General features: G+C 68.0%; 26 protein-coding genes and 1 pseudogene. 13 read left to right on the top strand and 14 right to left on the bottom strand.

Going from position 1 to position 24,692, the window contains the following annotated elements:
• The first annotated feature begins 78 nt into the window (after positions 1-78).
• A complete protein-coding gene (locus E1211_RS07315; protein ID WP_132346731.1) occupies positions 79-1,260 on the top strand; it encodes a low temperature requirement protein A in 1,182 nt (393 codons plus the stop codon).
• A 30-nt stretch (positions 1,261-1,290) separates the two neighbouring features.
• Here E1211_RS07315 and E1211_RS07310 read toward each other — a convergent pair whose 3' ends face one another.
• Entirely contained in the window at positions 1,291-2,010 is a 720-nt protein-coding gene (locus tag E1211_RS07310; protein ID WP_243709391.1) for a TioE family transcriptional regulator, read from the bottom strand.
• A 65-nt stretch (positions 2,011-2,075) separates the two neighbouring features.
• On the opposite strand from E1211_RS07310, the gene E1211_RS07305 reads away from it, so the two are divergent.
• A complete protein-coding gene (locus E1211_RS07305; protein WP_132346727.1) occupies positions 2,076-2,567 on the top strand; it encodes a DUF6194 family protein in 492 nt (163 codons plus the stop codon).
• Between the two features lie 188 nt (positions 2,568-2,755).
• Positions 2,756-4,015, top strand: a complete 1,260-nt coding sequence (locus tag E1211_RS07300; protein WP_132346725.1) for a phosphodiester glycosidase family protein — start codon at positions 2,756-2,758, stop codon at positions 4,013-4,015.
• Between the two features lie 29 nt (positions 4,016-4,044).
• Here E1211_RS07300 and E1211_RS07295 read toward each other — a convergent pair whose 3' ends face one another.
• From E1211_RS07295 to E1211_RS07285, 3 genes are all read right to left on the bottom strand, one after another.
• Positions 4,045-5,367 (bottom strand): AAA family ATPase, encoded by a 1,323-nt coding sequence (locus tag E1211_RS07295; protein ID WP_371686133.1) that lies wholly within the window; start codon positions 5,365-5,367, stop codon positions 4,045-4,047.
• Positions 5,368-5,537: 170 nt separating this feature from the next.
• A complete protein-coding gene (locus tag E1211_RS07290; RefSeq protein ID WP_132346723.1) occupies positions 5,538-6,404 on the bottom strand; it encodes a sugar phosphate isomerase/epimerase in 867 nt (288 codons plus the stop codon).
• On the bottom strand, positions 6,401-7,270 hold the full coding sequence (locus E1211_RS07285; protein WP_165947199.1) for an alpha/beta fold hydrolase: 870 nt from the start codon (positions 7,268-7,270) through the stop codon (positions 6,401-6,403). Before E1211_RS07285 ends, E1211_RS07290 begins: the two co-directional genes overlap by 4 nt.
• A 188-nt stretch (positions 7,271-7,458) precedes the next feature.
• Between E1211_RS07285 and E1211_RS07280 the strand changes: the two genes are divergently transcribed.
• Both E1211_RS07280 and E1211_RS07275 read left to right on the top strand, forming a co-directional pair.
• On the top strand, positions 7,459-7,677 hold the full coding sequence (locus tag E1211_RS07280) for a hypothetical protein (RefSeq protein WP_132346719.1): 219 nt from the start codon (positions 7,459-7,461) through the stop codon (positions 7,675-7,677).
• Positions 7,678-7,744: 67 nt separating this feature from the next.
• Entirely contained in the window at positions 7,745-8,065 is a 321-nt protein-coding gene (locus E1211_RS07275) for a GYD domain-containing protein (protein WP_132346717.1), read from the top strand.
• Positions 8,066-8,458: 393 nt separating this feature from the next.
• Here E1211_RS07275 and E1211_RS07270 read toward each other — a convergent pair whose 3' ends face one another.
• The 5 genes from E1211_RS07270 to E1211_RS07250 all read right to left on the bottom strand — a co-directional run bounded on the left by E1211_RS07270 (position 8,459) and on the right by E1211_RS07250 (position 12,170).
• The gene (locus E1211_RS07270; protein WP_243709389.1) at positions 8,459-8,860 is read right to left on the bottom strand and encodes a hypothetical protein; all 402 of its coding nucleotides are present in this window, start codon (positions 8,858-8,860) and stop codon (positions 8,459-8,461) included.
• Complete coding sequence (locus E1211_RS07265) at positions 8,857-9,117, bottom strand: hypothetical protein (protein ID WP_132346715.1); 261 nt, start codon at positions 9,115-9,117, stop codon at positions 8,857-8,859. Before E1211_RS07265 ends, E1211_RS07270 begins: the two co-directional genes overlap by 4 nt.
• A gap of 18 nt (positions 9,118-9,135) precedes the next feature.
• Positions 9,136-9,786 (bottom strand): hypothetical protein, encoded by a 651-nt coding sequence (locus tag E1211_RS07260; RefSeq protein WP_132346713.1) that lies wholly within the window; start codon positions 9,784-9,786, stop codon positions 9,136-9,138.
• A 284-nt stretch (positions 9,787-10,070) separates the two neighbouring features.
• Positions 10,071-11,366, bottom strand: a complete 1,296-nt coding sequence (locus E1211_RS07255; RefSeq protein WP_132346711.1) for a phosphodiester glycosidase family protein — start codon at positions 11,364-11,366, stop codon at positions 10,071-10,073.
• A gap of 159 nt (positions 11,367-11,525) precedes the next feature.
• Entirely contained in the window at positions 11,526-12,170 is a 645-nt protein-coding gene (locus E1211_RS07250) for a hypothetical protein (RefSeq protein ID WP_132346709.1), read from the bottom strand.
• Between the two features lie 216 nt (positions 12,171-12,386).
• Between E1211_RS07250 and E1211_RS07245 the strand changes: the two genes are divergently transcribed.
• Together E1211_RS07245 and E1211_RS07240 are read left to right on the top strand one after the other, a co-directional pair.
• On the top strand, positions 12,387-14,606 hold the full coding sequence (locus tag E1211_RS07245) for an immune inhibitor A domain-containing protein (protein WP_132346707.1): 2,220 nt from the start codon (positions 12,387-12,389) through the stop codon (positions 14,604-14,606).
• Positions 14,607-14,766: 160 nt separating this feature from the next.
• A complete protein-coding gene (locus tag E1211_RS07240; RefSeq protein ID WP_132346705.1) occupies positions 14,767-15,597 on the top strand; it encodes an SDR family NAD(P)-dependent oxidoreductase in 831 nt (276 codons plus the stop codon).
• A gap of 89 nt (positions 15,598-15,686) precedes the next feature.
• Here E1211_RS07240 and E1211_RS07235 read toward each other — a convergent pair whose 3' ends face one another.
• Positions 15,687-16,082 carry a GIY-YIG nuclease family protein gene (locus E1211_RS07235; protein ID WP_132346703.1) on the bottom strand — a complete coding sequence of 132 codons (396 nt, stop codon included), beginning with the start codon at positions 16,080-16,082 and terminating at the stop codon, positions 15,687-15,689.
• 15 nt (positions 16,083-16,097) lie between these two features.
• Positions 16,098-16,331: pseudogene (locus E1211_RS33870) on the bottom strand (hypothetical protein); the annotation flags it as partial.
• A gap of 176 nt (positions 16,332-16,507) precedes the next feature.
• Between E1211_RS33870 and E1211_RS07225 the strand changes: the two are divergent.
• A complete protein-coding gene (locus E1211_RS07225) occupies positions 16,508-17,089 on the top strand; it encodes a GNAT family N-acetyltransferase (RefSeq protein WP_132346699.1) in 582 nt (193 codons plus the stop codon).
• Positions 17,090-17,681: 592 nt separating this feature from the next.
• Here the strand turns inward: E1211_RS07225 and E1211_RS07215 are convergent.
• Genes E1211_RS07215 through E1211_RS07205 form a run of 3 tightly spaced genes read right to left on the bottom strand, consistent with a single transcriptional unit; the run spans position 17,682 to position 18,444 of the window.
• Positions 17,682-17,945 (bottom strand): hypothetical protein, encoded by a 264-nt coding sequence (locus E1211_RS07215; RefSeq protein WP_132346695.1) that lies wholly within the window; start codon positions 17,943-17,945, stop codon positions 17,682-17,684.
• Positions 17,942-18,193, bottom strand: coding sequence for a DivIVA domain-containing protein (locus E1211_RS07210; RefSeq protein ID WP_132346693.1), 252 nt, complete (start codon positions 18,191-18,193; stop codon positions 17,942-17,944). Before E1211_RS07210 ends, E1211_RS07215 begins: the two co-directional genes overlap by 4 nt.
• Positions 18,190-18,444: a hypothetical protein gene (locus E1211_RS07205; protein WP_132346691.1), complete on the bottom strand. Its 255-nt coding sequence runs from the start codon at positions 18,442-18,444 to the stop codon at positions 18,190-18,192. Before E1211_RS07205 ends, E1211_RS07210 begins: the two co-directional genes overlap by 4 nt.
• Before the next feature lie 435 nt (positions 18,445-18,879).
• On the opposite strand from E1211_RS07205, the gene E1211_RS07200 reads away from it, so the two are divergent.
• The 5 genes from E1211_RS07200 (at position 18,880) to E1211_RS07180 (ending at position 24,218) form a co-directional block, all read left to right on the top strand.
• Positions 18,880-19,101: a winged helix-turn-helix domain-containing protein gene (locus tag E1211_RS07200; protein ID WP_132346689.1), complete on the top strand. Its 222-nt coding sequence runs from the start codon at positions 18,880-18,882 to the stop codon at positions 19,099-19,101.
• A gap of 739 nt (positions 19,102-19,840) precedes the next feature.
• Positions 19,841-20,980 carry a DNA cytosine methyltransferase gene (locus tag E1211_RS07195; protein ID WP_207915289.1) on the top strand — a complete coding sequence of 380 codons (1,140 nt, stop codon included), beginning with the start codon at positions 19,841-19,843 and terminating at the stop codon, positions 20,978-20,980.
• Between the two features lie 40 nt (positions 20,981-21,020).
• Positions 21,021-21,749 carry a GIY-YIG nuclease family protein gene (locus tag E1211_RS07190; RefSeq protein WP_132346687.1) on the top strand — a complete coding sequence of 243 codons (729 nt, stop codon included), beginning with the start codon at positions 21,021-21,023 and terminating at the stop codon, positions 21,747-21,749.
• Positions 21,727-22,239: a very short patch repair endonuclease gene (locus E1211_RS07185; RefSeq protein ID WP_371686132.1), complete on the top strand. Its 513-nt coding sequence runs from the start codon at positions 21,727-21,729 to the stop codon at positions 22,237-22,239. Before E1211_RS07190 ends, E1211_RS07185 begins: the two co-directional genes overlap by 23 nt.
• A 188-nt stretch (positions 22,240-22,427) precedes the next feature.
• Complete coding sequence (locus E1211_RS07180) at positions 22,428-24,218, top strand: AIPR family protein (protein WP_132346685.1); 1,791 nt, start codon at positions 22,428-22,430, stop codon at positions 24,216-24,218.
• Positions 24,219-24,692 lie beyond the last annotated feature (474 nt).

Raw genomic sequence — 24,692 nt, 5'->3', positions numbered from 1 at the left:
CACCCGACTCGGTCGGTTTCGCCTGCCGCAGGTCGCTCTCCAGTCCCTCGAGACCCGGAGTCAGTAGACGGGGAACTGATGACGATCGACCATGCGGTGGGCTTGGCCCGGAAGGGTGAGGGGCCACAGCGGGCAACCCTGCTGGAGCTCTTCCTGGACCTGGTGTTCGTCGCCGCGCTCGCCCTGACGTCGCGAAACCTGGCGCAGAATCTCGGCTGGGCCGGGGCTTACCAGACCACGGTGCTGCTGATGGCGATCTGGTGGGTCTGGTCCGTCACCGCACTGGCAACCGACCTCTACAACGCGCAGCGGCCCCCCATCTTCGTCATGACGCTCTGGGCCATGCTCGGAACCATCCTGATGGCAGGCGCGCTGCCCACCGCCTTCTCCGATCACGCGCTCGTCTTCGCGGGCGCATACGTGGCGATCCACGTCGGGCGTGGCATCTTCTTGAATGCCGCCCTACGCAGACGCGCGGCGCGAATGCACGCCGGCCGGTTCATCTTCTGGTTCGCCTTGTCCGCGGTTCCGTGGCTGGCCGGCGCGCTCGTGACGGGCTGGGCGCGGGGCTCGCTATGGGCCGCGGCGCTCGCCATCGACTACGGGGCAGCCTGGCTCCGTTACCCCACGCCCCGGCTCGGTCGGGTGCCGTTGTCCCAGTACCGGGTGGCGGCTGACCACCTGGCGGAGCGCTACCAGCAATTCTTCACTCTCGCCCTTGGTGATCTCATCCTCGTCACCACCCTGACCTATGCCGAGCACGGGGTGGCGCCCGACCGTACGGCGGCGCTCGTGATCGCGTTCGGCGCCACCGTGCTGCTGTGGCAGATCTACGTCCACCGCGCCGGCGCCCTGCTCCAAGCCACCATCGAATCCTCCCGGGATCCGGGCGGCTTCGTACGGTCCGCGCCCTACACCCACCTGCTCATGGTGGCCGGCGTGGTCGTCGCCTCCGCTGGTTTCGAAGTCGTCATCGCCCACCCCGCCGACCGCGCCACGCCCTGGCTGGCCGGCATCATGCTCGGCGGCCCTGCGCTGTTCATGGCCGGACGAGCCCGGTTCGAATACGAGGTGTTCAGCCGGGTGTCACCGTCCCGACTGGTCGCGCTGCTCGTGCTGATCGTCGCCGGCCCCGCTCTGATGCTCGCACCCGCATTGGTGGCCGGCCTCACCGCCACACTCGTCCTGCTGGGCGTCGCCGTCGCGGACGGCATCCGGGCCCGCGGGGGCCCACCCGAGCAACCGGCCCCTTCCCTGTAGCTGGAGGCCGGTGAGCACTCAACGGAACCATCAGCGCTCGGCCGCCGTGAGGTAGTCGCCGAGACGGGCGGCGGCGACCAGCATGGCGCGACCCCGGGCGGCGAGCCGCTGCCGCCACCCGTCCAGGGACGCGGCGAGCGGCCCGGGGCCGTCGGCCGCGCGTACCTGCCGGATGACTGTCGCGATGTGGTCGAGCAGGTAGCCGCCCCGGCGGAGCAGGTGGGCCAGCTCGGCATCGCGCACGTCGTCCGGGCCGTAGAGGCGCTGCCGGGTGGGCCGGTCCCGAACCGGGGTCAGGATGCCCGCCCGCTCCCACTTGCGCAGCGTCGCCGGGGTCACGCCGAGGCGGTGGGCGAGCGCGCCGACGGTCAGCGGCCGGGCGGGCCGATCCCCGGTGGGCGCGGCGGTGAGCACGCCCACTGTCACCTCGACGGCGTCGAGGGTCTCCCGGTCGCGCAGCAGCTGGGCGTGGCCGTGGTCCACGGCCCGCAGCGCGGCGTCGACGTCGCCGCGGGTCGCGGCCCGCATGATCTCGGCGGCGGCCCCGTAGCCGTACGCGGGGACGAGCGCCAGGTAGGCACGGAGCGCGGCGGCGTGCAGCGGGGTGTACGCCCGGTAGCCGCTGGCGGTGCGCTCGGCGGCGGGGAGGAGGCCGTCGCGCTCGTAGTTGCGTACGGCCTGGGTGGAGATGCCGTGCTCACGGGCGAGGTCCACGGGCCGGTAGGTGGGTCCTGCGGTTCGAGGGTTCAACGCAGGTCTCCTGCTCAACATCCGGCGAAAGTCTCAAACGCAGGTTCAACGATACGGTTTAGGCCATGACTGCCGAACCGCACTCCCCCGACACCGACGAAGTCACCGCCGACGAGATCACCGAGCGGATCCTCGCCCTGCCCGGCGTCGAACTGCTCGTCGCCACCGAGGAGTCGGGTGCCCCCGAGGTGGCGTGGGGCTGGCGCTTCTTCTACGTGGGCCCGGACCGCCGCCAGCCGTTCGCCACGATCGGCGAGCGCGACATGGCGGGCTTCGACGAGGAGTCCCGGCTCGACCGGCCCGGCGTCTTCCGGCTCAACCTGGAGCTCGGCCGGCGCGAGTTCCACCGGATCTTCGGCTACCCACCGGCGGAGGCGGACGAGCGACGGGCCTCGGTGGACGTCAGCGCGCTCGACGAGGTGCTGCCGCACCCGGTCTACGGCACGGCCGCCTGGGCGTGTGTGCTCAACCCGGGCCCGCGCAGCCTCGCCGAGGTCGAGCGGCTGATCAGGCACGCCCACGCGCGGGCCTCCGAACGCCACCGCCGCCGGCCCTGACCGGACCGTCGCCCCCCTCGGTAACCGGCGTCGAGGCAGCAGACGGCACCCGCGGTTCAGCTTGATCATCTCGCCCGTTCACCCGTACGTGATCGGCTCATCGGGACGTCTCCGCTGGTCCGGCCCTCGGCCGGGCCGGCTCGACCCGCCGGGCACCGACCCGGATCCCGAGAAAGAGAGGAGCGGCGATGAGGTCATCGACCCTCGTACGCCCCGGTCTGGCGCTGCTGCTCACCGCCGGGCTGAGCACACTCGTGGCGCCCGGCGCCGCCCAGGCCGAGGCCGCGCCCGCGGCCACGCCATCGGTGGACGCCCCGATCACCTTCACCTCGTCCGAGCAGCTCGCCCCGGGCGTCACGTACGGCTCGTTCCAGGTGGCCACGCCGCGCGGCGTCACCGTCGGCTACCTGCTCACCGCCGACCTGCACAAGAACAAGGTCTCCCTGGACCTGCTGCACCCCGACGCCGTGGCGCAGCGCCAGGTCGTCTCCGCGATGACCAACAACCAGGGCGCCGTCGCCGGGGTGAACGGCGACTTCTTCAACATCAGCGAGACCCACGCCGGTGTCGCGCCGACCGGCTCGGCCTCCGGCCCGGAGATCGCCCACGGCGAGGACCTGAAGTTCGCCGTACCGAACGCCCAGCGCTTCGGCCCGGGACTCGCCCCCGGCACCACGACCCGCGACGTCTTCGGCGTCGGTGTGAACGGCAAGGCGCGCGTCGACACGCTGAGCCTGGCCGGTGAGGTACGCACCGCGAAGGGCACCATCACCCTCGCCGGCCTCAACCAGTACGCGCTGCCGGTCGGCGGCGTCGGCGTCTTCACCTCGGACTGGGGCAGCGCCAACCGGGTCCGGTCGACCTGCGGCAGCGACACCAGCCGCCTCGACCCGTGCAGCACCCACACCTACGAGGTGACCGTCCGCGACGGCGTGGTTACCTCGGTGAGCAGCACGCCCGGCACGGGCGCGATCCCCGACGACACGCAGGTGCTGGTCGGCCGCGAGGCCGGCGCGGACGCGCTCGACGACCTGGTCGTCGGCGACCGGGTGAAGGTGGACGAGAAGCTCGTCTCCGCCGGGAAGCCGAAGCTGACCTTCGCGGTCGGCGGCGCTCCGATCCTGCGGGACGGGCAGCCGCTCGCCGGTCTGGACACGAAGACCGCCGCCGTACGCAGCTCGGCGGGCGTCAGCGCCGACGGCCGGACGGTCTACCTGGTCGCGCTGGCCGGCCGCGCGCCCGCCAGCGCCGGCTTCACGATCGCCGAGCTGGCCGATCTGATGCGCACGCTCGGCGCGGACGCCGCCGTGAACCTCGACGGTGGCGGCTCCACCACGGTCGCCGTGAAGGAGCCGGGCCAGTCGGCGGCCACCGCCCGCAACAACCCCTCCGACGGTACGGAGCGGGCGGTCGCCAACGGCATCGGCATCTTCGTCGGCCGGCACTGACCGACCGATCAGGGGGCGTGGCCTGCGGCTCAGCTCCGCAGGCCACGCTCCCGCAGATAGTTGATCATCGAGTGGTTCGCCTCCCAGCCGTCCGGGAACTTGACCGGCACGTCGAGGTGCATGGGCTCGGTCGACGGGTGCGCGTCGAGCAGGTCGGAGATCCCGTCGCGGGCCACCACGACGCAGGCGTGCCGGTGCCGGGACGCCAGCACGCAGAGCCGCCCCGACTCCAGGTGGAACGCTGTGGCGTCCCGCCGGCCGGAGAGCGGGTGCAGCACGATCGTCACGTCATACTCCCGGCCCTGGAGCCGGTTGGCGGTGTCGACGGTGATGCCCGCACCGGCCGCGCCGAGCCGCGCGCGGATCGCCGCCGCCTGATCCCGGTGGGCCGCCCCGACGGCGATCCGGTCGGCGGTCACCGGCGCACCCTCCGGGCGATGCTCGGAGACGGCGACCGCGCCGCGTTCCAGCAGCCGCACCGCGAGCGCCGCGCACGCCGCGGCGGCCTCCTCATCGGTACGCAGGGTGTGCCGCTCGGGCAGCTCGTAGAGCCCCCAGCCGGAGGCGGCGGCCACCTCGATCGCGGCGTCGACCGCGTCCCCCCTCCCCGGCCCGGTCAGCGACAGCACCCGGTCGTCCGGGCCGGTTCCGGCGCGGAAGCCGGTGAAGGGGTAAAAAGCCCGGGCCACCACCGGCGCGGCCGACGCAGGAAGCCGCCACGAGACCGGCAGCCGGTGCACGGGCAGGTCGGGGTTGTGGCGCAGCAGCACGGCCACCGCGGACTGCATCGGGTCCCAACTGAGGCCGGTCCAGCGGGCGGTCTCCACGGTGGAGAAGGGGTCGAGCTGACCGGGGTCGCCCACGAAGAGCGCGCGCTCGAACCTGCCGGCCACGCGCAGCAGGGCGTCCGACCGCATCTGGTACGCCTCGTCCACGATCGCCCACGGCCAGCGGCCCTCGGTGACCGTGGCCCACTTGGCGGCCGTACCGATGATGACGGCCGGGTCGCCGAGGTCCGCGACCTTCGCGGCCACCCGCACCGTCGCCTGGTCCCGCACCCGCTCCGAGGGCTGGTAGTCGGCGGCGGAGAGGCGGCCGATGCGCAGCTCGGGTGCCTTGCGGGCGAGGCGGTCGATGAGGTCGTCGACCTGTTCGTTGGTCTGCGCCACGATGATCAGCGGCTCGCCGGCCTCGGCCAGCTCGGCGGCGGCCCGCACGACCAGTGTCGACTTGCCGGCGCCGGGCGGCGAGTCGACGACCACGCCGCGGTGCTCGCCGGAGCGCAGATCGTCGAGGACCGCCCCGACGACCCGTTCCGCCTCCACCGCGGGCGGCAACGTCAGCCCAGCCAGCACGCGCCCTCACCCCCACTCGCCGCTGCCCGCACCCTACCGGCAACCTTCCGGCGCGGGCCGGTCGAGCTACGGCGTCGGCGGCGCGGGACAGCCCGTCAGGGCAGAGCTATCGCGTCCGTCTCCTCGCTTCGTGTCCCGTGGGGCTGCGCGGTCAGCGCTCGGGATGCTCATGCGGCGGCACGCGCCAACGTCGCGGTGACGGTGGCCGCCGCGCGAGCACCCGCGGCCGCAGGGTCCAGGCTGTCCACGGCCTCGCCGAAGACCTCGGCTCCCACGCGGACGAGACCACCCTTGTCGAGCAGCAGCCGGGCGACCTGGTCCAGTGGCAACTCACCGTCGCCGGGGAATCGACGGAAGCGGCCCTCGCCGTAGAGCGTCTCGGCCTGTGGCGCGGTGAGCGCATCGGCCAGTTGCAGACCGGTGAGCTTTTCACCGGGAATGTCGGGGAGCAGCGCCAGGGCGGCCTGCGGGTCGGCCGAGCCTTTCAGCAGGTGCCAGGTGTCGATCATCAGGTTTCCGTTCGGCCGGTCGGCACCGCGCACGATGTCCCAGGCGACCGCGAGGCTCGGAACGCCCCAGAACGGCACAAACTCCAGCTCCACCCGGATGTCGCGCTCGGCGGCCCGGTCACAGAACGTCGCGAACGAGGTGACCAGCTCGTCCAGCGGCACGGCGCCGGGGTCGAAGGCTCCGGCGGCGAGGACGGAATCCATGCCGGCGGCCTCGGCCAGGTCGAGGATCCGGTCCTCGGAGAAGTCGAACCGTTCCCGCAGCGGAGCCGCCATCTCCTCTCCGTACCAGATCGGCGCCCAACTGGTCGCGCCGTCGAGCTGCGCCAGGCGGACGCCGCGCGCGGCGGCCTCGGCACGCAGCTGCGGCCCGTCCCGGCCGGAGTCAAGCAGGTTGTGAATCATCAGCGGGCTGAGGGCCGCGGCGGCGAAGCCTCCGGCCTGCGCGGCGTCCAGCACCGCTTCGAAGCCGCGCTCGCCCAGGCTGCCCGGCCAGAAGATGAGCTCCGCGGTCTGACCGGTCATCGTGCGGCTTCCGTGGTCCCACCGGCGAGGTCGGTGATGATCCTCGCCAATTCGTCGGGTTTCTCCTCGGGGATCCAGTGACCGGCCTGCGCGACGATTTCCACCCGAGGGTGCTCGGCGATCTCCCCAGCCATCGCCTCGAGCGCGTCCGGCACGGCGGTCACGCCGCTGGCGACCACGACGACCGGGACGCTCAGCCGGCCCTTGGACAGTGCCGCCTTGTTGTCGGTGCTGTCCTGGGCGAGGGACCGGTACATCTCCAGGCCGGCCCGCAGCGCGCCGGGGGCCCGGTACGCGGCGGCGTAGGAGTCGATGTCCTCCGGCGTGATCGCGGAGCGGTCGTAACTGCGGGACGAGACGAAGTAGTCGATGTACTCCCGCTCCCGTCCGCTGATGAGCAGGTGGGCCACGTCCACGTTTGAGTGGAACGGAATGTGCCAGGTACGCGGATTGGTGGAGAGGCTGTCGCCGAGTGCCGTGCCCGGCAACGGTGCGTCGACGGTGACGAGACCGGCGACCTCGTCGCGGTAGCTCAGGGCGTACGCGAAGCCGACGTACGCGCCCATGTCATGGCCGCAGATGAGAACGGGGCCATCGGCATCGGCCTGCTCGACGATGCCGTGAACGTCGGCGGCGAGGGTCATCTTGTCGTAGCCGCCCGCCGGACCGGGGAATCCACCCAGGCCGCGCAGGTCGGGTGCGACCACCCGGAACCGGGGCGCCAGACGCTCGATCAGCGGCGTCCACTCGCGGGAGGTCTGCGGAAACCCATGGATGAGGAGCAGGGTCGGACCGTCGCCCGCGATGAGGTAGTGGTGGGCGACGCCGTCAACGGTTGCCCGGTGGTGCTCGATCCGTTGCTGCATTGCTGGCCCCTCCTCCCTACCTGCGGAGTGCCGGGGCTGCACCTCCGACCAGCCGGCCATTCCCGGCCTGGGCATCGGTAAACAGCGAGCGGAGGAGGGGAGCCACGGTTGCGAGGCCGGGGGCGCGCGGGTTGGCTCGTCGGCCGCGGCGGAGGACTAGCCGTCGGCGGACCGGGTACGCGCCGGCCATGGGTAGCCAGAAGCCGAACAAGCATGATCCTGGCGGCGAGTCGGCGCGCGGCCGGCGGCATCCGGGCAGCGGCGCGCGGGGCCGGCAGGGCTCGGAGGTGGAGCGCTCGCCGGAACGCCGGCACCTGCGGGCAGCGACCGGCACCTCCGGCTCGGAGCGGAACCAGGGGCGGGCCAAGGTCGAGGGCAGCGGACGGGTGCAGCGCCAGGGCAGCTGACCACGAGCGTGGTACGCCGACCCGGTGCCCGCGCGTGGCGGCCCGATGCGTGAGAGGTGACGTCGAGATGGCGAAGTTCCTGCTCTGGTCGACCTTCACCCTTGACGGGATCAAGGGCCTGATGAAGGACGGCGGCAGCAAGCGGGCCGAGGTGGCGACCAAGGCGATCGAGGATCTCGGCGGTCGGGTGGAGTCGCTCTCCTTCGGCCTCGGCGAGTACGACACGTACGTGGTGTGTGAACTGCCCGACCACAAGACGGCGGCCGCGCTGGCCATCGCCATCCGGGCGGCCGGTGGCGTCGACACCCGGGTCACCCCCCTGTTGACGCCGGAGGAGGTCGACGAGGCCACCCGTCAGCAGCTCAAGTACCAGGCGCCGGGCGCCTGACCGGCCGACCGTCGACGGCGGCTCGGGTCGCCGCAGCCCCGACCACGGTCGGGGCTGCGGGAGAACGGCATGGCAGGTCCCGGCTGGTCGCGCGGGGACGTCCACCTCGTCTCCTTCAGAGCTGAGGTCGCGAACGCATCACGGACGGGCTGTCGCAGGCGCTCTTCGGGCGCAGCGACTGGACGGGCTACGGCCCGTTCTTGCGCACCAGCCCCCGACACCGTCCTTCGCACCAACCCCGACACCGTCCTTGCGCCAGCCCGACACCTGATGTCGCAAACGATTCAGCTCTGAAGCATCCGAGGTGCTGACCCTCGCCCCCGGGCGACACGGGGAGCGCTGTCGAGCGAGAGACCGGAGACCGCCCCGATCCGTGGGCGGCCGGCCGGGAGGTCAGCGGGCGTCGGTGACCACGTAGGAGCAGGCGGCGCAGGCGGAGCGGCCCTGCTCGGCGTACCAGCGGCAACTGCGCCGGATGGCGCAGCGCGGCAGGTCGGCCTCGGTCTCGCCGGTGGTCTCCTGGTACGAGGCGGCGAGGCGTTCGCCGAGCCCGCAGTGGGCGCCGGTCCAGAAGCCGCACGAGGTGGTGACGCAGGGCCCGGCGAGACGCAGTTGCGACTCCACCGGCCGGTCCGGATCGGCCGCGGCGAGGGCGACGTCGGCGGGCATCTGCGGGGTGACGTAGGCGACCTGACCCGCCGGAGTGATCATGCCGAGGAAGACCGTGGCGTTGGCCGCGGGCGTACTCGGGCACATCCGCTCCGGCGGGTCCGGCCGGTGGACCGGTTCGGTCACCGCTGCACCCAGAAACCGATGTCGTTGATCTTCTTGCCGAGCTCGTCGGCGAACGGGCCGTCGAGGACCCAGAGCCCGTACCACTCGGGGCGCAGCTTCAGGTTGGCGTGCCCGACGGAGAGCGGGTTGGTCAGTCTCGTGCCGGCGACCGCGAGGGCTTTCAGCCCCGCCTTCTGGATCTCACCGGCGATGAGGCTCTGCTGCTCGGTGGTCAGCTCGACGCCGTCCACGACGAACCGGAACTCGCTGCGTGCCATGTCTACCTCCGATGGTCGTTACGCTTCGGTCCGCAGCCCGCGCCGCAGACTCTCCCTGGTGAACGCCGCCCACGCGTCGGCCCGCCGCCCGCCGACCTGGTCGCGCCACGCGGCGGAGTCGGCCGTACGCACACCCCACAGTTCGCGGCAGGCGGTGACCGCGAACGCCAGCTGCTCGGGCCCGCCGGTGAAGCCGGCGGCTCCGTCGGTCACCCGCAGCCCGCCGCCGGCCTCGACGCCGACCAGCGGGAAGTGGTGGTGGAGGCTGGCGAGGGTGGCCAGGTGCGCGGCGTCGACCCGGCCGGCGGTGAACGCCTCGACCGGCTGGTCGTCGCGGACGACCCGGATGGCACGCAGCGTGAACGCCGCGCCGGTGGCGTCGGCCTCGCCGTCCACCTCCACCGGGCTGCTCAACCGGCGGGGTGAGTTGGCCGACCAGAACGCCAACCAGTCGTCGAGCCGGTCGGCGAAGTCCGCCTCGACGCGGACCGGCCCGCTGGTCAGGCGAGCGCCCGCGATGCGGTCCCGGGTGACCAGGGGCTGCGCGGGGCGGGCAGTGGGTGGCGCGGCGTGCGCCGCGCTCGCCCCGGCGACAGTCGCCGCCGAAGCCGCGGCGGCGACGCCCACCAGGACGCGCCGCCGGGACAGTGAAGGGATTCGGTAGCTCATCGTCCGCCTTTCGTGACGGCCTTTGCGCGCCACGCTATCGACGGAGACTGATCGAAGAAATCGCCGTTCTATCGGCACCCTGACATGAATGTCAGGGATCAACGGCGGCGTGAACTCCCCTCATTCTGCTGCGTGTCGGATTCGCGCCCGGCGCCTATCGCGTTCCCGTCAGACCACCCGCACCGAAACCTCCGTCGAGACCGCCTCCGGAGGTCACGTCCCGCAACGACGCCCGGGTGCGGCCGACGTGAGGCCGGCCGCACCCGCGTGCTGGTGCCGATGGCTCAGTTCCCGTTGTGGTACCGGCCGTCCACGTAGACGAGCGCGTCACCGACGGCCCGCTCGGACCCGCCGGGGTGGTTGACCAGGGAACCGGCGACGGCCATCGTGGTGGAGCCGCCACCGTCGAGGTTGATCGCGTCGGTCATGCCGAGCGCCTGGGCGACGGCCGCCGTCTCGTCCATGGTGGTGCCGACGCTGGTGGTCTGCCGGCCGTCGATGGTGGCGAGCACGATCTTTCCGTCCTGGGTGGTGCCGGCGATGGTGCGCGGGTTCCGGCCGAAGAAGCTGTCACCGGGGGCGCCGTCGGGCACGACGATCTGGCCGCCCTTGGTCAGCTGGTACCGGCCGGTAACCCCGAAGAGGCCGGGTCGCAGCGCGAGCTTCTCGCCGTTCTGGTCGGTCACTGTCGACGTCTGCTCGACGCAGCCCTTCGCCCCCAGGGCGAGCAGGGCGGCGCTCTCCGCGCCGGTCGCCTGCAGCGACGTCTGCCCGGCGGCGAGCGCAGTGCCCCGGGTGGTGGCGGTACGCACCACGCAGCCGCGCTTGTCGAGCACGACCTCCACGCCAGCGCCGGACGGGGTGGCGGCGGCGAACTCGGGGGTGAACCGCACGACGTCGCCGGTCAGCGCGCACTGCGTCTGGTCGGCGAGGGTAGCGCAGCCCGCGGGGACCACCGGCGGGTGGTTGATGAACTCCAGCGGCAGGGTGGCCCCGGTCTTCCGGTTCCGGGCGCTGCCCGACCAGCTCAGCTTGCCGGTGATCGCCTTGTTGGTGTTCGCGTCGACGATGAAGTTCGCCTCGGCCGGGTCGGTGACCGGCTCGCTGAGCAGCTTCCCGCCGAACAGCCCCAGACCCACTGGGTCGCCCGGGTAGAGCTGGCTGGCGGTGAAGGTGAAGAAGGAGGCGTTGACGCCGACCAGCGCGCCCGAGGTGCGTACCAGATCGGTGGTCTTCTCGACCTTGGCGAGGTCCGGGCCGTAGGTGGCCTTCAGGTGGCCGCGCGCCCTGCGCGGGTCGATGGTGAGGACGTTGACGACCCACGGGCCGCGTGTGGTGGTGTTGATCTGGTCAGCGGGCGCCGGCTCGGTGCCCCGCACGATGCGGGTCAGGGTGACGCCCTTGGCCAGGGTGCTGCTGGTGGTGACCTCGATCAGGTCCACGTCACCCAGGGGAAGCGTGCCGGTGGCGGCCTCGGCGCGCGCGCCCGGCGCGACACCGAGGCTGATCGCGGCCAGCGCGGCGGCGGCGATCGCGCCGGCCCGGCGGAAGCCGGTGAGCCCAGTAGTGGAAGCAGTCATGCCCTGACCCTCCCGACAAGACGGAACGATCTACCCGACACCGATCGACACTGCGGCGAACTGTGGTCTAAGGCGGGCTTATCCGGCAGCCGTTGGGCGCTGGTCGGACACCACCCGGCAAGGTTGTGCGAGACGAGCTAGGTGACAAGTGGTACGGAATTAGTTCGGTGTGGACAGATCTTCGACGGGACCCCATTCCAGTTTCCGGCCCGGCGCGAGCGCCGCCTCTCCCCACGAGACGGCGAGCAACCCGTCATCCGAGTTGCAGGCGAAACCGATGAGCAGCACTTTCGGCCGAGGGGTGAGCCGCTCGATCGCCTCGCGGAGGAGGGTGCGATCGCGCGCCTCGTCCGGGCTGAGCGGCATGTCCGGCAGAGTGGGTTCTTCGTAATCCGACTTCGGGCCGAAGAGGATCAGCAGGTCGCGAACCAGCTGGCTCTTCACCGGCCCGCCGACCTTGCGCATGTCGACGCCGCGGCGTCGTGCGTACAGCCAGGGCAGGAGTAAATGATCCTGGCAGATGGTGACGCGCACCTGGGTGCCAGGGGGATGAACGTCTGTCACGGCGGGCAGGTCCCGCAGTTGCTCGTGCAGCGACTCGTACTGCTGTTTCCAGCGGACCGGGCCGAAGGCATGGTCGGTGTCCAGCGCGGAGGCCTTCCGGGCGTCCTGCGCCAGCTCGACCGCTCGGCGAAGAGCGTTGGGTATCCGGGATCGAAGGTCCCGCGCCAGCTCTCGTCCAAACTTCTCGATCGACCACCGGGACGGCTGTCCGGCGACCCCCATGCCGCTCACCCCCTGCATCGAAGCGATCACACAAAGAAATAACGTTCTCACATGCTTCGATGCTTACGACAGGCTCAACGCACGCTTGGGCTCGGCCTACCTTGTGGACGGTGCTGTGGATCATGGGCGGAAGTCATTGCCAAGGGCAACCAAGCGGCGTACGAACGTGGATGACATCCCGGTGGCTTGCAACGGAGCGCCGTCCACCGGATTCAGCACACCCAAGGGGGGCTCATGGCACGCACCCGGATAGCCGGTGCCGCAGCCATCGCACTCGTCGTACCGTTCCTCAGCGTCCTTCCCGCGTCCACCGCGTCGGCCGCTCCCGCCCAGCCGGTTGCGAAGAACGACCGGCCCAGCGACGACACCCGCGAACTCGCGCGCAAGCACTTCAAGGTCGACGGCCACGAGGTCGCCACGCCGGCCCGCTACCAGCCGCGCGCCCAGGCGCGCTCGGGTGCCAAGGCCGCGGCGCAGACGCCGGCGGTCGGCACCGTCCGGCAGTGGCTCGGGCTCGACGACATCGAGGGCACCTACTACCGCAAGGACTACACGCTGCGGGGTGTCGGCGACAACGTCGAGGTGTGGGTCGCCAACGACGTCGCGTTCCCGGCGAACGACTGCCGGAACCAGGTCGCCTCGTCGACGCAGATCACCGACGAGCAGGTGCAGAACTTCGTCCACGAGTTCGACACCAACATGTACCCGAAGGAGACGGCGGCGTTCAGCCGGCCGCCGGACCGCGACGGCACCAACGCCCAGGTCGGGCCGGACGCCGACGGCAACGGCGGCGTCTACACCGGGGCGGGCAACAAGACCGTCACCCTGGTCGACAACGTCCGGGACGACAACTTCTACCAGTTCCCGGAGGCGCCGACCTACGTCGCCGGCTTCTTCTCGGCGCAGCTCAACGAGCTGTTCGACCGCAACGTGATGACCATCGACGCGTTCGACTGGCTGCACCGCACCGGGGCGAACCCGCCGAACGAGCCGACCGACGACCTGTGCACCAGCCGTCCGGCGCGCCCGTTCAGCTACGAGGGCACCTTCGCCCACGAGTGGCAGCACCTGGCGCAGTACTACACCGACCCGTTCGAGGGTGTCTGGCTCAACGAGGGCCTCTCCGACTTCGCCCAGACGATCACCGGGTACGTCGACACCACGGCGACGGTCTTCGACGCGGGCGCCGACAGCCACCTCTTCTGCCAGCAGGGCTTCGGCACGGTGCAGACGCCGTACAACGCGAACCCGCGTGACTGCGGCGGCCCGGAGAACTCGCTGAACCTGTGGGACGAGAGCCCCAACGCCAACGCGGTACTGGCCGACTACGGCAACGCCTACGCGTTCATCCAGTTCCTGCACGACCGGTACGGCGACGACATCGTCCACCGCCTGCACAACGACGGTGACCTGCAGGGTCTGGCGAGCCTGAAGGCGGCGCTGAAGGCCGAGGGCGCCAAGGACATGTACCAGGTGATCCACGACTACCAGACGATGACGCTGGTCGACAAGATCGTCGGGGACTCCCGCCGCGGGATCATGCTCGGCGTGTCGAAGAGCCGGGTGACCACGAAGAGCCTGCGCTCCACGGTCAACCTGGCGAACCCGACCGCGAACGCCACCCCGGGCGCGGCGCCGAACGGCGCCGACTACGTGCCGCTGCAGAAGGCCAACGGGCAGCTGCTGCGCGGTAGTGACCTGCGGTCGCTGTCGTTCCAGGGCGCCAAGACCCTGCCGGCGCAGCCGCTGGCCTGGACCGTGGTGAACAACGACCCGGACCGTGCGGGCAACCCCGTGCTCTTCTCCGGCAACGGCAACAACACCGACGCGAATGCCGTCACCACGGTCACCGTGCCGACCGCCGACCCGACGCTGCGCTTCGTCGCCAAGTACGGCGCGGAGTTCGGCTTCGACTACGGCTACGTCACCGTCTCCACCGACGGCGGCGCCACCTACACCGTCATCCCCGGTGACAAGACCGTCGACGGGCCGCTCGGCCCGGGCGTCAACGGCACCACCAACGGGTTCGAGGCGCACAGCTACGACCTCTCCGCGTACGCCGGTAAGTCCGTCCTGCTCGGCTTCCGCTACCTCAGCGACGGCGGCGTCAACGAGGGCGGTTGGCTGATCGACGACATCATCGTCGGCGGCACCACGGTCAGTGACGGCAGCGACCTCGCCCCGTTCGACTCGCCCACGGAGATCAAGCCGGTCGCCGTCGACAACTGGAACGTGCGCCTGATCGGCATCGACGAGAAGCACTCGCGGGCCTGGCAGTTCGAGTTCGACGGCAAGTCCAGCCTCAGCCTCAACCGGGTGCAGCTGGCCCTGCTGAGCCTCTTCCCGAAGGTCGTCGCCGTGGTCGCCTACGACGAGCCGACCGAGCAGGTCACCCAGTACGCGCCGTACACCCTGAAGGTCAACGGCGTCGTCCAGCCGGGCGGCACCAGCTGACCTGAGCCGTTCCCAGGGCGCCTGTCACCGATCCGGTGGCAGGCGCCCTCTCTGCTGTAGGTCTCAAACGCCCGTCACGTCGGTGGCCGGCGCCCCGGTCGATCTCCTACGATGAGCCGTCTTCTCATTCGCGAGGATGGATACCGTGAACGATCGGCCCATGGCAGGCAGGACCATCGTGATCACCGGGGCCAGCACGGGCCTCGGCGCCGAAGCGGCCCGCCAACTCGTGCGGCTCGGCGCGACCGTGGCGGTGGTCGGCCGGTCACCCGAGAAGACCGCAGCCGTCGCCCGCGAGATCGGCGCCGAGCCCCTGGTCGCCGACTTCACCCGGCTGGCCGACGTACGCGCGCTCGCCGGCACCCTGCTCGACCGCTACCCCCGCATCGACGTCCTCGCCAACAACGCCGGGGTCGTGCTGACCCGGCGCAGCCGCACCGAGGACGGCCACGACACGATGTTCCAGGTCAACTACCTGGCCCCGTTCCTGCTCACCAACCTGCTGCTCGACCGGCTCACCACCGCCGGCCCGGCCCGGGTCATCTCCACCTCCAGCAAGGCCAACCGCTCCGCCGGCATCGACCTCGACGACCTCGAAGGCGCGCGTACCCGATCCGAGTTGCTCCGGTACGGGATGACGAAGTTGCAGAACATTCTCTTCACCCGCGAGCTGGCCCGCCGTACGCGGGGCACCGGGTTGACCGCGACGGCGTTCCACCCCGGCGTGGTGCCCGGCACCGAGATCAACCGGGACAGCCCGCTGATCGCCGCGCTCTGCCGGTACCGCCTGCTGGGCCGGGTGGCCACCGTCGCGGAGGGGGCCGCGCCGCTTGTGCACCTCGCCACGATGCCGGACCCGGAGACGGCCAACGGCGGCTACTACCACTGCCTCAAGCCCAACGGGCCGGTGCACCCGCACGCCACGGACGCCCAGCTGGCGGCCCGCCTCTGGGACCGTACCGCCGACCTGCTCGGCCTCCGGGTGGCGTAGTCGGGCTGGTAGCGCGCCCGTGGCGCCCCGGCTGCCGCGTCCCTTCGGGCCGTCCTTTGTGCGGGCCGGTTCGGCGGCAGCTCGACCCGTCAGGTGGTCCGGCGGGGCTTGGGCACCTGACGGTTGAAGACTGGCATGAGGGCCAGGACCAGCGCGTCCTTCGTACCCTCCGGGTTCTCGGTCTCCTGCCAGCGGACCTCACGCCGACCCAGCCAGTCGGCGATGTCCTCGGCGGTCGCCGCCCGGGTCGGCGTGTCGAGGAGCTGGCCGACCTGCTCGTGCAGCACCGACGAGTCCCGGCTGCCGGTCAGGTGCTGCCGCAGCCGGCGACGCAGGTTCCCCGTCCAGCCGACATAGACGACTGTGCCCGCGTCGAGGACCACGTGCACGCCGCGCGCCGGCGGCGCGCTGGCGGCGGAGTCTGCGGTGTACGGCTCGGCAGGTGTGAAACCGGCCAGCAGGTCGTCGATCAAGGCGGCGGGCATTCCCGGAGGCTACTACTCCGCACCCCCGCACGGGCCATCGTGCAGGTCGCGCCGCCCGCAGCGGCCGCCGCCGTCGAGCCGGGCGTCACACCAGATCCGGGTACGCACAAACTGACTGTCCTCCTCGCTGAGCGTGGTCTCCCCGAAGTCGATGGCCGTGACGTGACCGAGCGAATCACGCAGAGCCGTCGCAAGGATCACAGCGGCGTCTACTACACCGTGCAGCTCGCACGGGCAGCGGGTCAGCACGACGAGGTGGGTGAGACAGTGCTGACAGGGATGAGAGCGCCGCCAGAGGTAGGTAAGGTGCGACCAGGTCGGGTAGTCCGGCTCCTCGCAGACGTCAGATCCCGACTCGCCGTGGCAGGTCGTTCGGCCCCGCCGGCGCGCGACTTCGTCGAGGCGTACGACAGGGCGTTGGTGTGATGCTGGAAAACCTGCAGGTGCGGCACTACACGGCGGAGCAGGCAGAGGATCTACTCGACCAGCTCGTGGACGTATACCTGGACGCCCACGCGGAGGACGGCTCGCTCTACAACGCTGATCGATACCGGCACCAGCTCGCGATGCACATGCCCAGGGCTGGGTGGCAACTCGTGGCGGCGACGACCGACGGAAAGCTCGTCGGCTACATCTACGGCTTTCCGCTGCCTACGGACACGCGGTGGTGGGACGGCATTCAGAAGCCCATTCCCGAGGGCTTCACGAGCGAAGACGGGCGACGCACCTTCGCGATCAGCGAGCTACTGGTGCGCCGAGCATGGCAGCGGCAGGGCATCGCCCGGGCCCTGCATGACGAGCTGATGAGCAGCCGAGCCGAGGAACGTGCCACCCTTCTCGTACGCCCGGACAACACCGCCGCTCGGAACGTCTACCGCTCCTGGGGCTGGCAATCGATCACCACCCTCCAGCCGGCCTGGGAAAATGCGCCGACGTTTCTGGTCCTCGTCAGAACACCGCAGCCAAACCCGCCCGCTCGCGTCGGACGAATCAGCAAAGACGCGTGAGTACGTGGCCTCGTCGGCAGCTACTCCCCCGCCACCCCGCACGGGCCGTCGTGCTGGTCGCGCCGCCCGCAGCGGCCGGCAGCCCAAGCTACGTCCGTCAGCATTGTGCAGGGCAGTTGGGTTCAGAACCTTGTCCTGCTCGCGTTGCTGCGGAGATCATGAGTTTTGCCCTGTGATTCGTGCTGGCGTCGAGGAGGAATCTGTGGCACGCGTACGTTCGTTCGGGCCGTCCCAGCAGCGAGTCAAGGCACATCCGACAGAGGTGGACTGTGAACACGTCGTAATCGACGACGGCTCGGAGCGTCTGCTTCACCTGAGCACCTTCGGAAGTGACGACCGTGCCAGCGAGCGCAAATCGAGTCAGAGTATCCAGCTGAACTCGGAGTCCGCCCGTCAGCTCGTTGAGATCATCGAACAAGCCTTCCCGGAGCTCCGTCGCCGATAACAGGTGCCTGGCACCACCACGAGCCCACCGAAGGTGCTCCTCAAGTAGCACCGGCGAGAAGTTCGACCGATGCCACAGCTGGTGGATGCCGGGGTAATGGAATCCGTCAGACGACGGGTTCTGCCTCCTCGGCGCCACCCGTCGCAGCTATCGGGACAGCTCCTCGCCGGCGCTGCCGCACGGCCCGGCATGCCCCTCGCGCCGCAGGCAGCGGCCGCCGTCGTCGACTCTGGCGTCACACCAGATCCGGGTACGCACAAACTGACTGTCCTCCTCGCTGAGCGTGGTCTCCCCGAAGTCGATGGCCGTGACGTGACCGAGCGACTCACGCAGAGCGGTGGTGAGGATGAGCACGCCGTCGAGGCTGGTCAGCGTGGTGGGCAGGTGAATGATCCAGCGGGGCACCGTCATCTCGGCCACCTGCCGTTGGGCGCATGGTGGCAGCTCTTGTGACGCGACTGCCACTGGCGCAACCCCTGGCGAATACGTTCGGCCTCAGTGTTCGCCGTGGTCAGCTCGCGGCGCAGGCGTTCCAACTCGTCGGCGACCCGATCGAGATAGTCATGCACCTGCGCCGGGTCGAGCCCCCGCCAGCGGCGATCGAACGAAGCCAGCCTGACGTGCGGCGGCTGAAGACGCTCCCCGGTCACGTAGATCATGGCTGTGGTGCCTCCTGCTCGGCGATCAGCACCTGGACCTGCCGGTCGGTGAGGCCGCGCTGGTCCAACACTCGACGGCCCCAGCGGTGCAGCCGGCACGGATGTGCAGCGTGGTCGTTGCGGCATCGCTGGCCGTCGGGCCACTGCTCGGCGGCGTGCACGGTGACCGCCTTGACGGCGAAGCCGATGTCTTCGGCGGTCACGTAGGGCGGTAGTGGTAGCTCTCCGAGGATCTCCTCGATCGCGTCCATGTCCCTCCTTCATCTGACGACGGATCCCGTCACCGCTTGGGGTGCCGAGGCGGGCGGGGTCGCCCGATCCGACCGCGCGTCCGTACCGGGCGGAGCCCAGCACCCACCCCGGGCCTGCCTTTCGGTTCGCATCACGCATCCCGATAGGTGCGAGCTGTGCTAGATGTCTCTGCGGACCAGTGCCACGTAGTCGCTCGTCGAACCAACAGGCTTCGGCCGCGCAGGTGTCGGGACAGCTCCTGGATAGGCAGCAACATCTGTCACGGCCGCTGCCCCGACACCTTTGGGCAATCGCCCAAGCGCAAGCACCAGGCTGCCGAGCGAGGACTGCGCGTCACTGAGGTTAGGTGACGTACTTACCTAAGTCAACATGCTCCTTGTAGTTCGCGGGGTCCTCGTGCTCAAATCAGAGAGCCGAGCGAGGAGTGCCATCACATGCCCAACCGACCTGCGGACTATCTACGTGTCGTCAACGGAATCACCGAGCAGATCAACAGCGGAGAGCTGGCCGTGGGAGACAAGCTGCCCACGTATGCCCAGCTCGCCGACCAGTACAGCGTCAGCGTGTCGACCGCGCAGGCGGCACTACGGATCCTTCGGGACCGAGGGCTTGTGGAAGGGCAGCAGGGCAAAGGCACGTTCGTCGCTGAGCACTAGGAGCCGCGGAGGCAAGAAGCCGCAACGCCCTGCATCAACACCCGCATCGCCCAAGGGAGCCCAGCTGTTCCGATCGCAGAAATCCAGGCAGTGGCCGGCAGCCCCCAAGTGACTCAGATGGCCGGGCGGAGAGGGATGCCTGGATAGCCATCCGGCGGCGCGCCCGCAGGAGGACCGACCTCGCGAGGGAAGCCGGTGGGAGTGCAGCAACCGGGCGGGCTGACATCGGGCGCGGCCAAGCGCCCAGGCGTGATACCCCGATTTGGCGTCACGGGTGCCCGCAACGGCTACGCATGCGGAAGTCTTCGGGCAAGCACGTCACCGTCCGTACCGCCCGGAGCGAGAAGAGTGCCATGAACCAGCCGACCAGCACCACGCAGCCTGGAAAGAGCACTTCAACCATCGCAAGCATCGTCCGCTGGCCTACGGTCTCGCCGCCGGACGCCTGGCCGGCTGCGCGACCTGTCCGCGCCCACCCCGACTCGGCTGTGGACTTTAGTCCGAGTCGCAGCCCACACGGCCGGAGTCGTCGTCAAGGGCGGGCACTGTTGCCAGCAGCCCTACCACCGGCAGGTCAGTCGACGGACCAGGTTGACGGCGCAGACGCGCCACAGCGATCCGCACCCACGCGGTCACCAACAGTCGAACGGATGATCGAAACATCACAGATGGGTGTCGCGCCGGGGGGTCATGACGAGGCCGCCTATAGGCTGCAGCGATGATGGGCGAGGGAGGAAGCATGGAGAGTGCGCCCATCCGGGCCGCGGAGTTCTTTGCCGGGATCGGACTCGTCCGAACCGCCCTTGAGCGTGTGAAAGGCGCTCAGATCGAGGTGGCGTGGGCAAATGACATCAAACAGGCCAAGTACGATGCTTACGCCGCCAACTACCCCGACGCCTTCGATCACTTCAAGGTTCGGGACATCCGCGAGGTCGAGGCAGCCGACCTACCCACGGGTATCGAGCTAGCAACCAGCAGCTTCCCCTGCATCGACCTCTCCTTGGCCGGGAACAGGCGCGGTCTGGTCGGCGAGCAGTCGGGGATGTTCTGGGAATTCGCCAGGATCTTGGAGGGCATGAGCCCACGGCCGTCGGTGGTCCTTCTTGAGAACGTCCAAGGCTTCGCGACCAGCCACAAGGGCAAGGACCTTGAGGATGCCATGCGACGCCTGTCGGAGTTCGGCTACTCACTGGATGTCCTGGCGATCGATGCCCGGCACTTCGTGCCGCAATCACGGCCACGGATGTTCATCATCGGCATCCAGAAGGACAGACTTCCGACCCACGCGCGAGCCGAGGTCCCCCCGACCAGCGACACAAGGCCAGCCTGGGTGCAGGCCATTCACGCAAAGCATCGTGCGACGCTCAGCATGCACTACATCAACCTCCCGTCGTTGCCAGAGGGACCGCAAGACCTAGAAGGCTTCGTTGAGGCGGATGTCAACCCCGGCCTCTGGTGGAACGACGACCGCGTAGATGCGTTCGTCAAGTCGCTGAGCGAGATCCAGAAGGCCCGGTTCGAAGCCCTTCTCACCGCCGACAGCATCACGCACCGGACCGCCTACCGGCGCACCCGGCAGGGCGTCTCGGTATGGGAGCTACGCAAGGACGGTATCGCCGGGTGTCTCCGGACCACCGGCGGCGGGTCGAGCAAGCAGGCTCTGGTTCGCGTCGGCAAGGGCAGCAAGGCAATACGGTGGATGACGCCACGCGAGTACGCCAACCTCATGGGTGCCCACGACTACAAGCTCCTGGCTGGAACGCCGAACCAGCAGCTCTTCGGGTTCGGCGACGCCGTGGTGGTAGACGTAATCGAATGGATCGGTAACAACTACCTCCTACCGGTCCTGCGGCCGGACAGCGTGACGAGCGCCGGGTAGCCTCTCCGGGACATCACTCCCCGTTGTCCCGGAGGCACCCATGTTGCCGCGCCAGATCGACCTCGGTACGAACGTCCTCCCCCGCGAGGTCCAAGCGATCCGCGAGGCCATCGCCCAAGCGTTGAAGGTGCCGGACCCTCAGCGTCCTAGCCAAACCATCGGGCAGGCCAAGGCGGGCATATATGCCTTTTACGACTACGACCGCGAGCCAATCTACGTGGGCCAGACGGCCGAGGGGTTCGGCGTCCGGCTGGGCCGGCATCTAACTGGCCAACGTTCCGACGCGGTAGCCAAATATGTCCTGGACCCCTTCGAGGTGCACACAATTTCCATGTGGTCGCTTCCGCATATCGGAGATATGCCAGCTAGGCAACGAAAAGCCGCATTGGACCCTTACGAGTACACCGTGTACCGGCAGCTGCTCTCAGCTAGCGCCTTTGGTGCAATTCTCAACGAAGGTGACATCCCAGAGGGAGCTCTCCAGGAACTGCCAGAGCCGGTGACCCGGGTAATCATCCCCGACGAGATCTTTCCCGATCGGAGCCATCCTGACGTGAGGATCGCTCGACGCGCCCAGACGATTTCACTGCTTGCTAGGAACATCAGCGAGCGGAAGGTGTCAAAGGGCCTGCGTCGCACTCTCGTAACCCAAACCGAGCGGCTCAACGCCTTGGCTAAAAGGCGCTTTGAAGCATTAGGCGGCCCAATCGAGAACGAAGGAGCCGAAGGCGTAGTGGAGGAGCCTGATGACCTCTTCTCCGGCTCTTAACATGGAATCACAGACAAAGCTTGAAAGACTTGCACCAACGCCGCCACCTTCATCGGCTACACGCGCAATGAAGGCGAATCGAAGCAAAGACACCAAACCCGAACTCGCATTACGACGCGCACTGTTCGCCAATGGAATGCGATACCGCGTTGGCATGCGTCTTAACGTACCAGGACGGAGCGTGCGCCCTGACGTTGTATTCACGCGCCGTAGAGTGGCCGTATTCGTGGATGGATGCTTCTGGCACGGCTGTTCTCAACACGGAAGAATGCCCTCCGATCCAACGGGATATTGGCATCAGAAGATGGAGCGCAATCGAGCTCGAGATGCTGCTGTTGATGAATCCCTAAAGGCCGCCGGGTGGACTGTCGTACGGGTATGGGAACATCTCCCCGCGTCTCAAGCGGCCAAGTTGGTTCAGGAAACAGTGACCGAAGTAGCACGGCGGCAGAGAACTCGCACCACAGGTTCTCAACCGTCGCTCAACTGAGTCGGGGGCTGCACGACGACCGCCGCCTCCAGTTACTGATAACTAAAGCATACGGCATGTTCACGCCCCATCCGGGCAAAAGCGATCTGCCGCGGACCCTAGACAGCCTTTCGACTGCGGTACGTTGAGCGGTCACTGCTGGCCGTAGCGATAGTTGACCTACCTCTAATTCACAAGGGGACACTCGGATGTCGCGTCCACAGCCCTCCACCCCGAACGAAGTCCTTCTGTTGGAGGCTCGCCTTCAACAACGCAAGAAAGAGACTCATCCAAACGCTTCCGACGACGAATACTTCCTCCTGAATGCTGTCGATACGATTCTTCGACCTTACGGCCTTTCTTACCAACAGATCGAGGACGGGATCGTAGAAGGCTCCGACGACGGCGGAATTGATGCGGTGTACACGTTTTACAATGGTGAACTGGTGGAGGACGACAGTGACCCGGGAGGCCGCGACAATCCGCAAATCGAGCTAGAAATTATTCAGGCCAAAAACGAACGTGGGTTCAAAGAGGTAGCGCTTCAGAAGCTAATAGACCATCTTCCTCTGCTCCTGCGCTTAGAGGAAAATCCCGCGCTTCGGCTCGAATTCAACGAGAGGGTTTTGGAACGATTTGCAATTTTCAGAGCCCTCTTCGTTCGCGCATCCGATCGATTCCCTGATCTGACAGTTCGCGTTCGCTACGTTACCAAGTCGGTGGAGGAACCTAACGAGAAAGTTCTCCTGAAGGCCGAGCGGGTCAAGAAGGAGATCAAGGAAGAGTTTTCGGTTGCGGCACCGGAAATTGACTTCGTCGGTGCTGGCTCGTTAAATGCGCGAGCACGGCAACGCGTAGCAGCGGTATTGGAGCTGCGAGTCTCCGAAGGGCCAATCAACGCTGAGATGGGCGGACTCGTCTGCCTCGTATCACTGGCCGACTACTACAAATTCATCACCGACGAAGAAGGAAAGCTGCGCGGCGAAATCTTTGAGGAGAATGTTCGAGGGTTTGAAGGCGCGACCGCGATCAACAAGGCGATAGCGGAGTCTCTTAAGCAAGGCAATGAGAGCCTCGCTGACTTCTGGTGGTTGAATAACGGTGTCACCATTTTGGCAAAGCGGTTGCAACCTAACGGAAAAAAGCTGAAGATTGAAGACCCTCAGATCGTCAACGGTCACCAAACGTCACGAACAATTTTTCAACACTTCCACACGATCGCATTGAAATCCCAGGGCTCATCAGATAACGACAATAGGCAGTTGCTGGTACGGGTGATCCAAGCCGCAAATGAATCGCTCGCCGCTCAGATCATCAAGGCCACCAACAGCCAGAATCGCGTATCCGTAGCTTCACTTCGAGCCACCGAGCCCTTTCAACGCGATATTGAAGAGTTTTTCGGTAAGCACGGCCTCTATTACGAGCGGAAAAAGAACTACTACAAAAATCAGACAAAGCCCCGGGCAAAGATCGTCGAAGTGCTGGAGCTAGCTCAAGCTGTCGCATCGATCGCGCTTCACGCGCCAGACTCGGCCCGAGCCCGCCCATCGGCACTAGTGCGGGATGGAGAGTACCAGAGAGTGTTTAACTCTAAGGCTCACTTTGCGTCCTACCTGAATTGTATAAGCTTGATGAAGCGAGTGGACGAGTATCTGGCCGCTTCTCACTCAGACATGACTCGGCCGGACCGATTGAATGTGCGTTTCCATCTTGCTCGATCCGTAGCCGCTTTCGCTCTTTCGACGGCGAAGCCGAGGATGACGGGCATAGCAAAGCTGAAGCCGGAACTGCTCTCACTCGAAAAAATCGGCGACGTGTTCGAGTGGCTAATGGAGACGCACAGCGTTGTTCGGGAATCCAGTAAAGCGTCTAACGACGCAATAGCCAAGGGCAACGAATGGGTTCGCGAGATTGACCGACGCCTCACACACTACGTCGAGAATCAGTGCTGGCCTGAGGAACTGCGAGCGGGATGGTACGATCTGCCTGGGAATCCCTAAGGCTGTCTGACTGATCAGACCACTACGCCGCTGATGGCGCTCGTTTGACGCCCCCATATGTGTCGCGCACGAATCCGAGCGTGACCCATCCGCCCATTAATGAAGGAAAAAGGTAAGGAAAATCGGATTGGGTAAGAAGATGTGCGCATCGCTGGACGAGCGGCACATGCCGGAGGGACTGCGCAACTGGTGAGCGAGCGCCAACTCCGTGGCGGTGGTTTACGTCGCACCCTACACCTGCAGACCCAGCGACTCGAATGGCTGACTCGGAAACGACTCCGCGAACTTAAGTTCGTCGAAGCTTATTCAGGCGGGCCTATTGACGTGGAAGACGAGTAACATCACCTATCGGGCCGATGCATTCTCAGGTGCTCACGTTTTCAATGATGGGTTAAGTTTCCGAGCCCCGGCGAATCGTCGTGATCCATGCCATTCGTCGGTGCCGAAAGAGCAGGAAGCGGGGCCGGCCCAACC

Origin of the sequence: Micromonospora sp. 15K316, assembly GCF_004348525.1 — a bacterium.
In the GTDB taxonomy this organism is placed as follows: Bacteria; Actinomycetota; Actinomycetes; order Mycobacteriales; family Micromonosporaceae; genus Micromonospora.
This window is presented reverse-complemented; position numbering and strand designations above follow the sequence as displayed.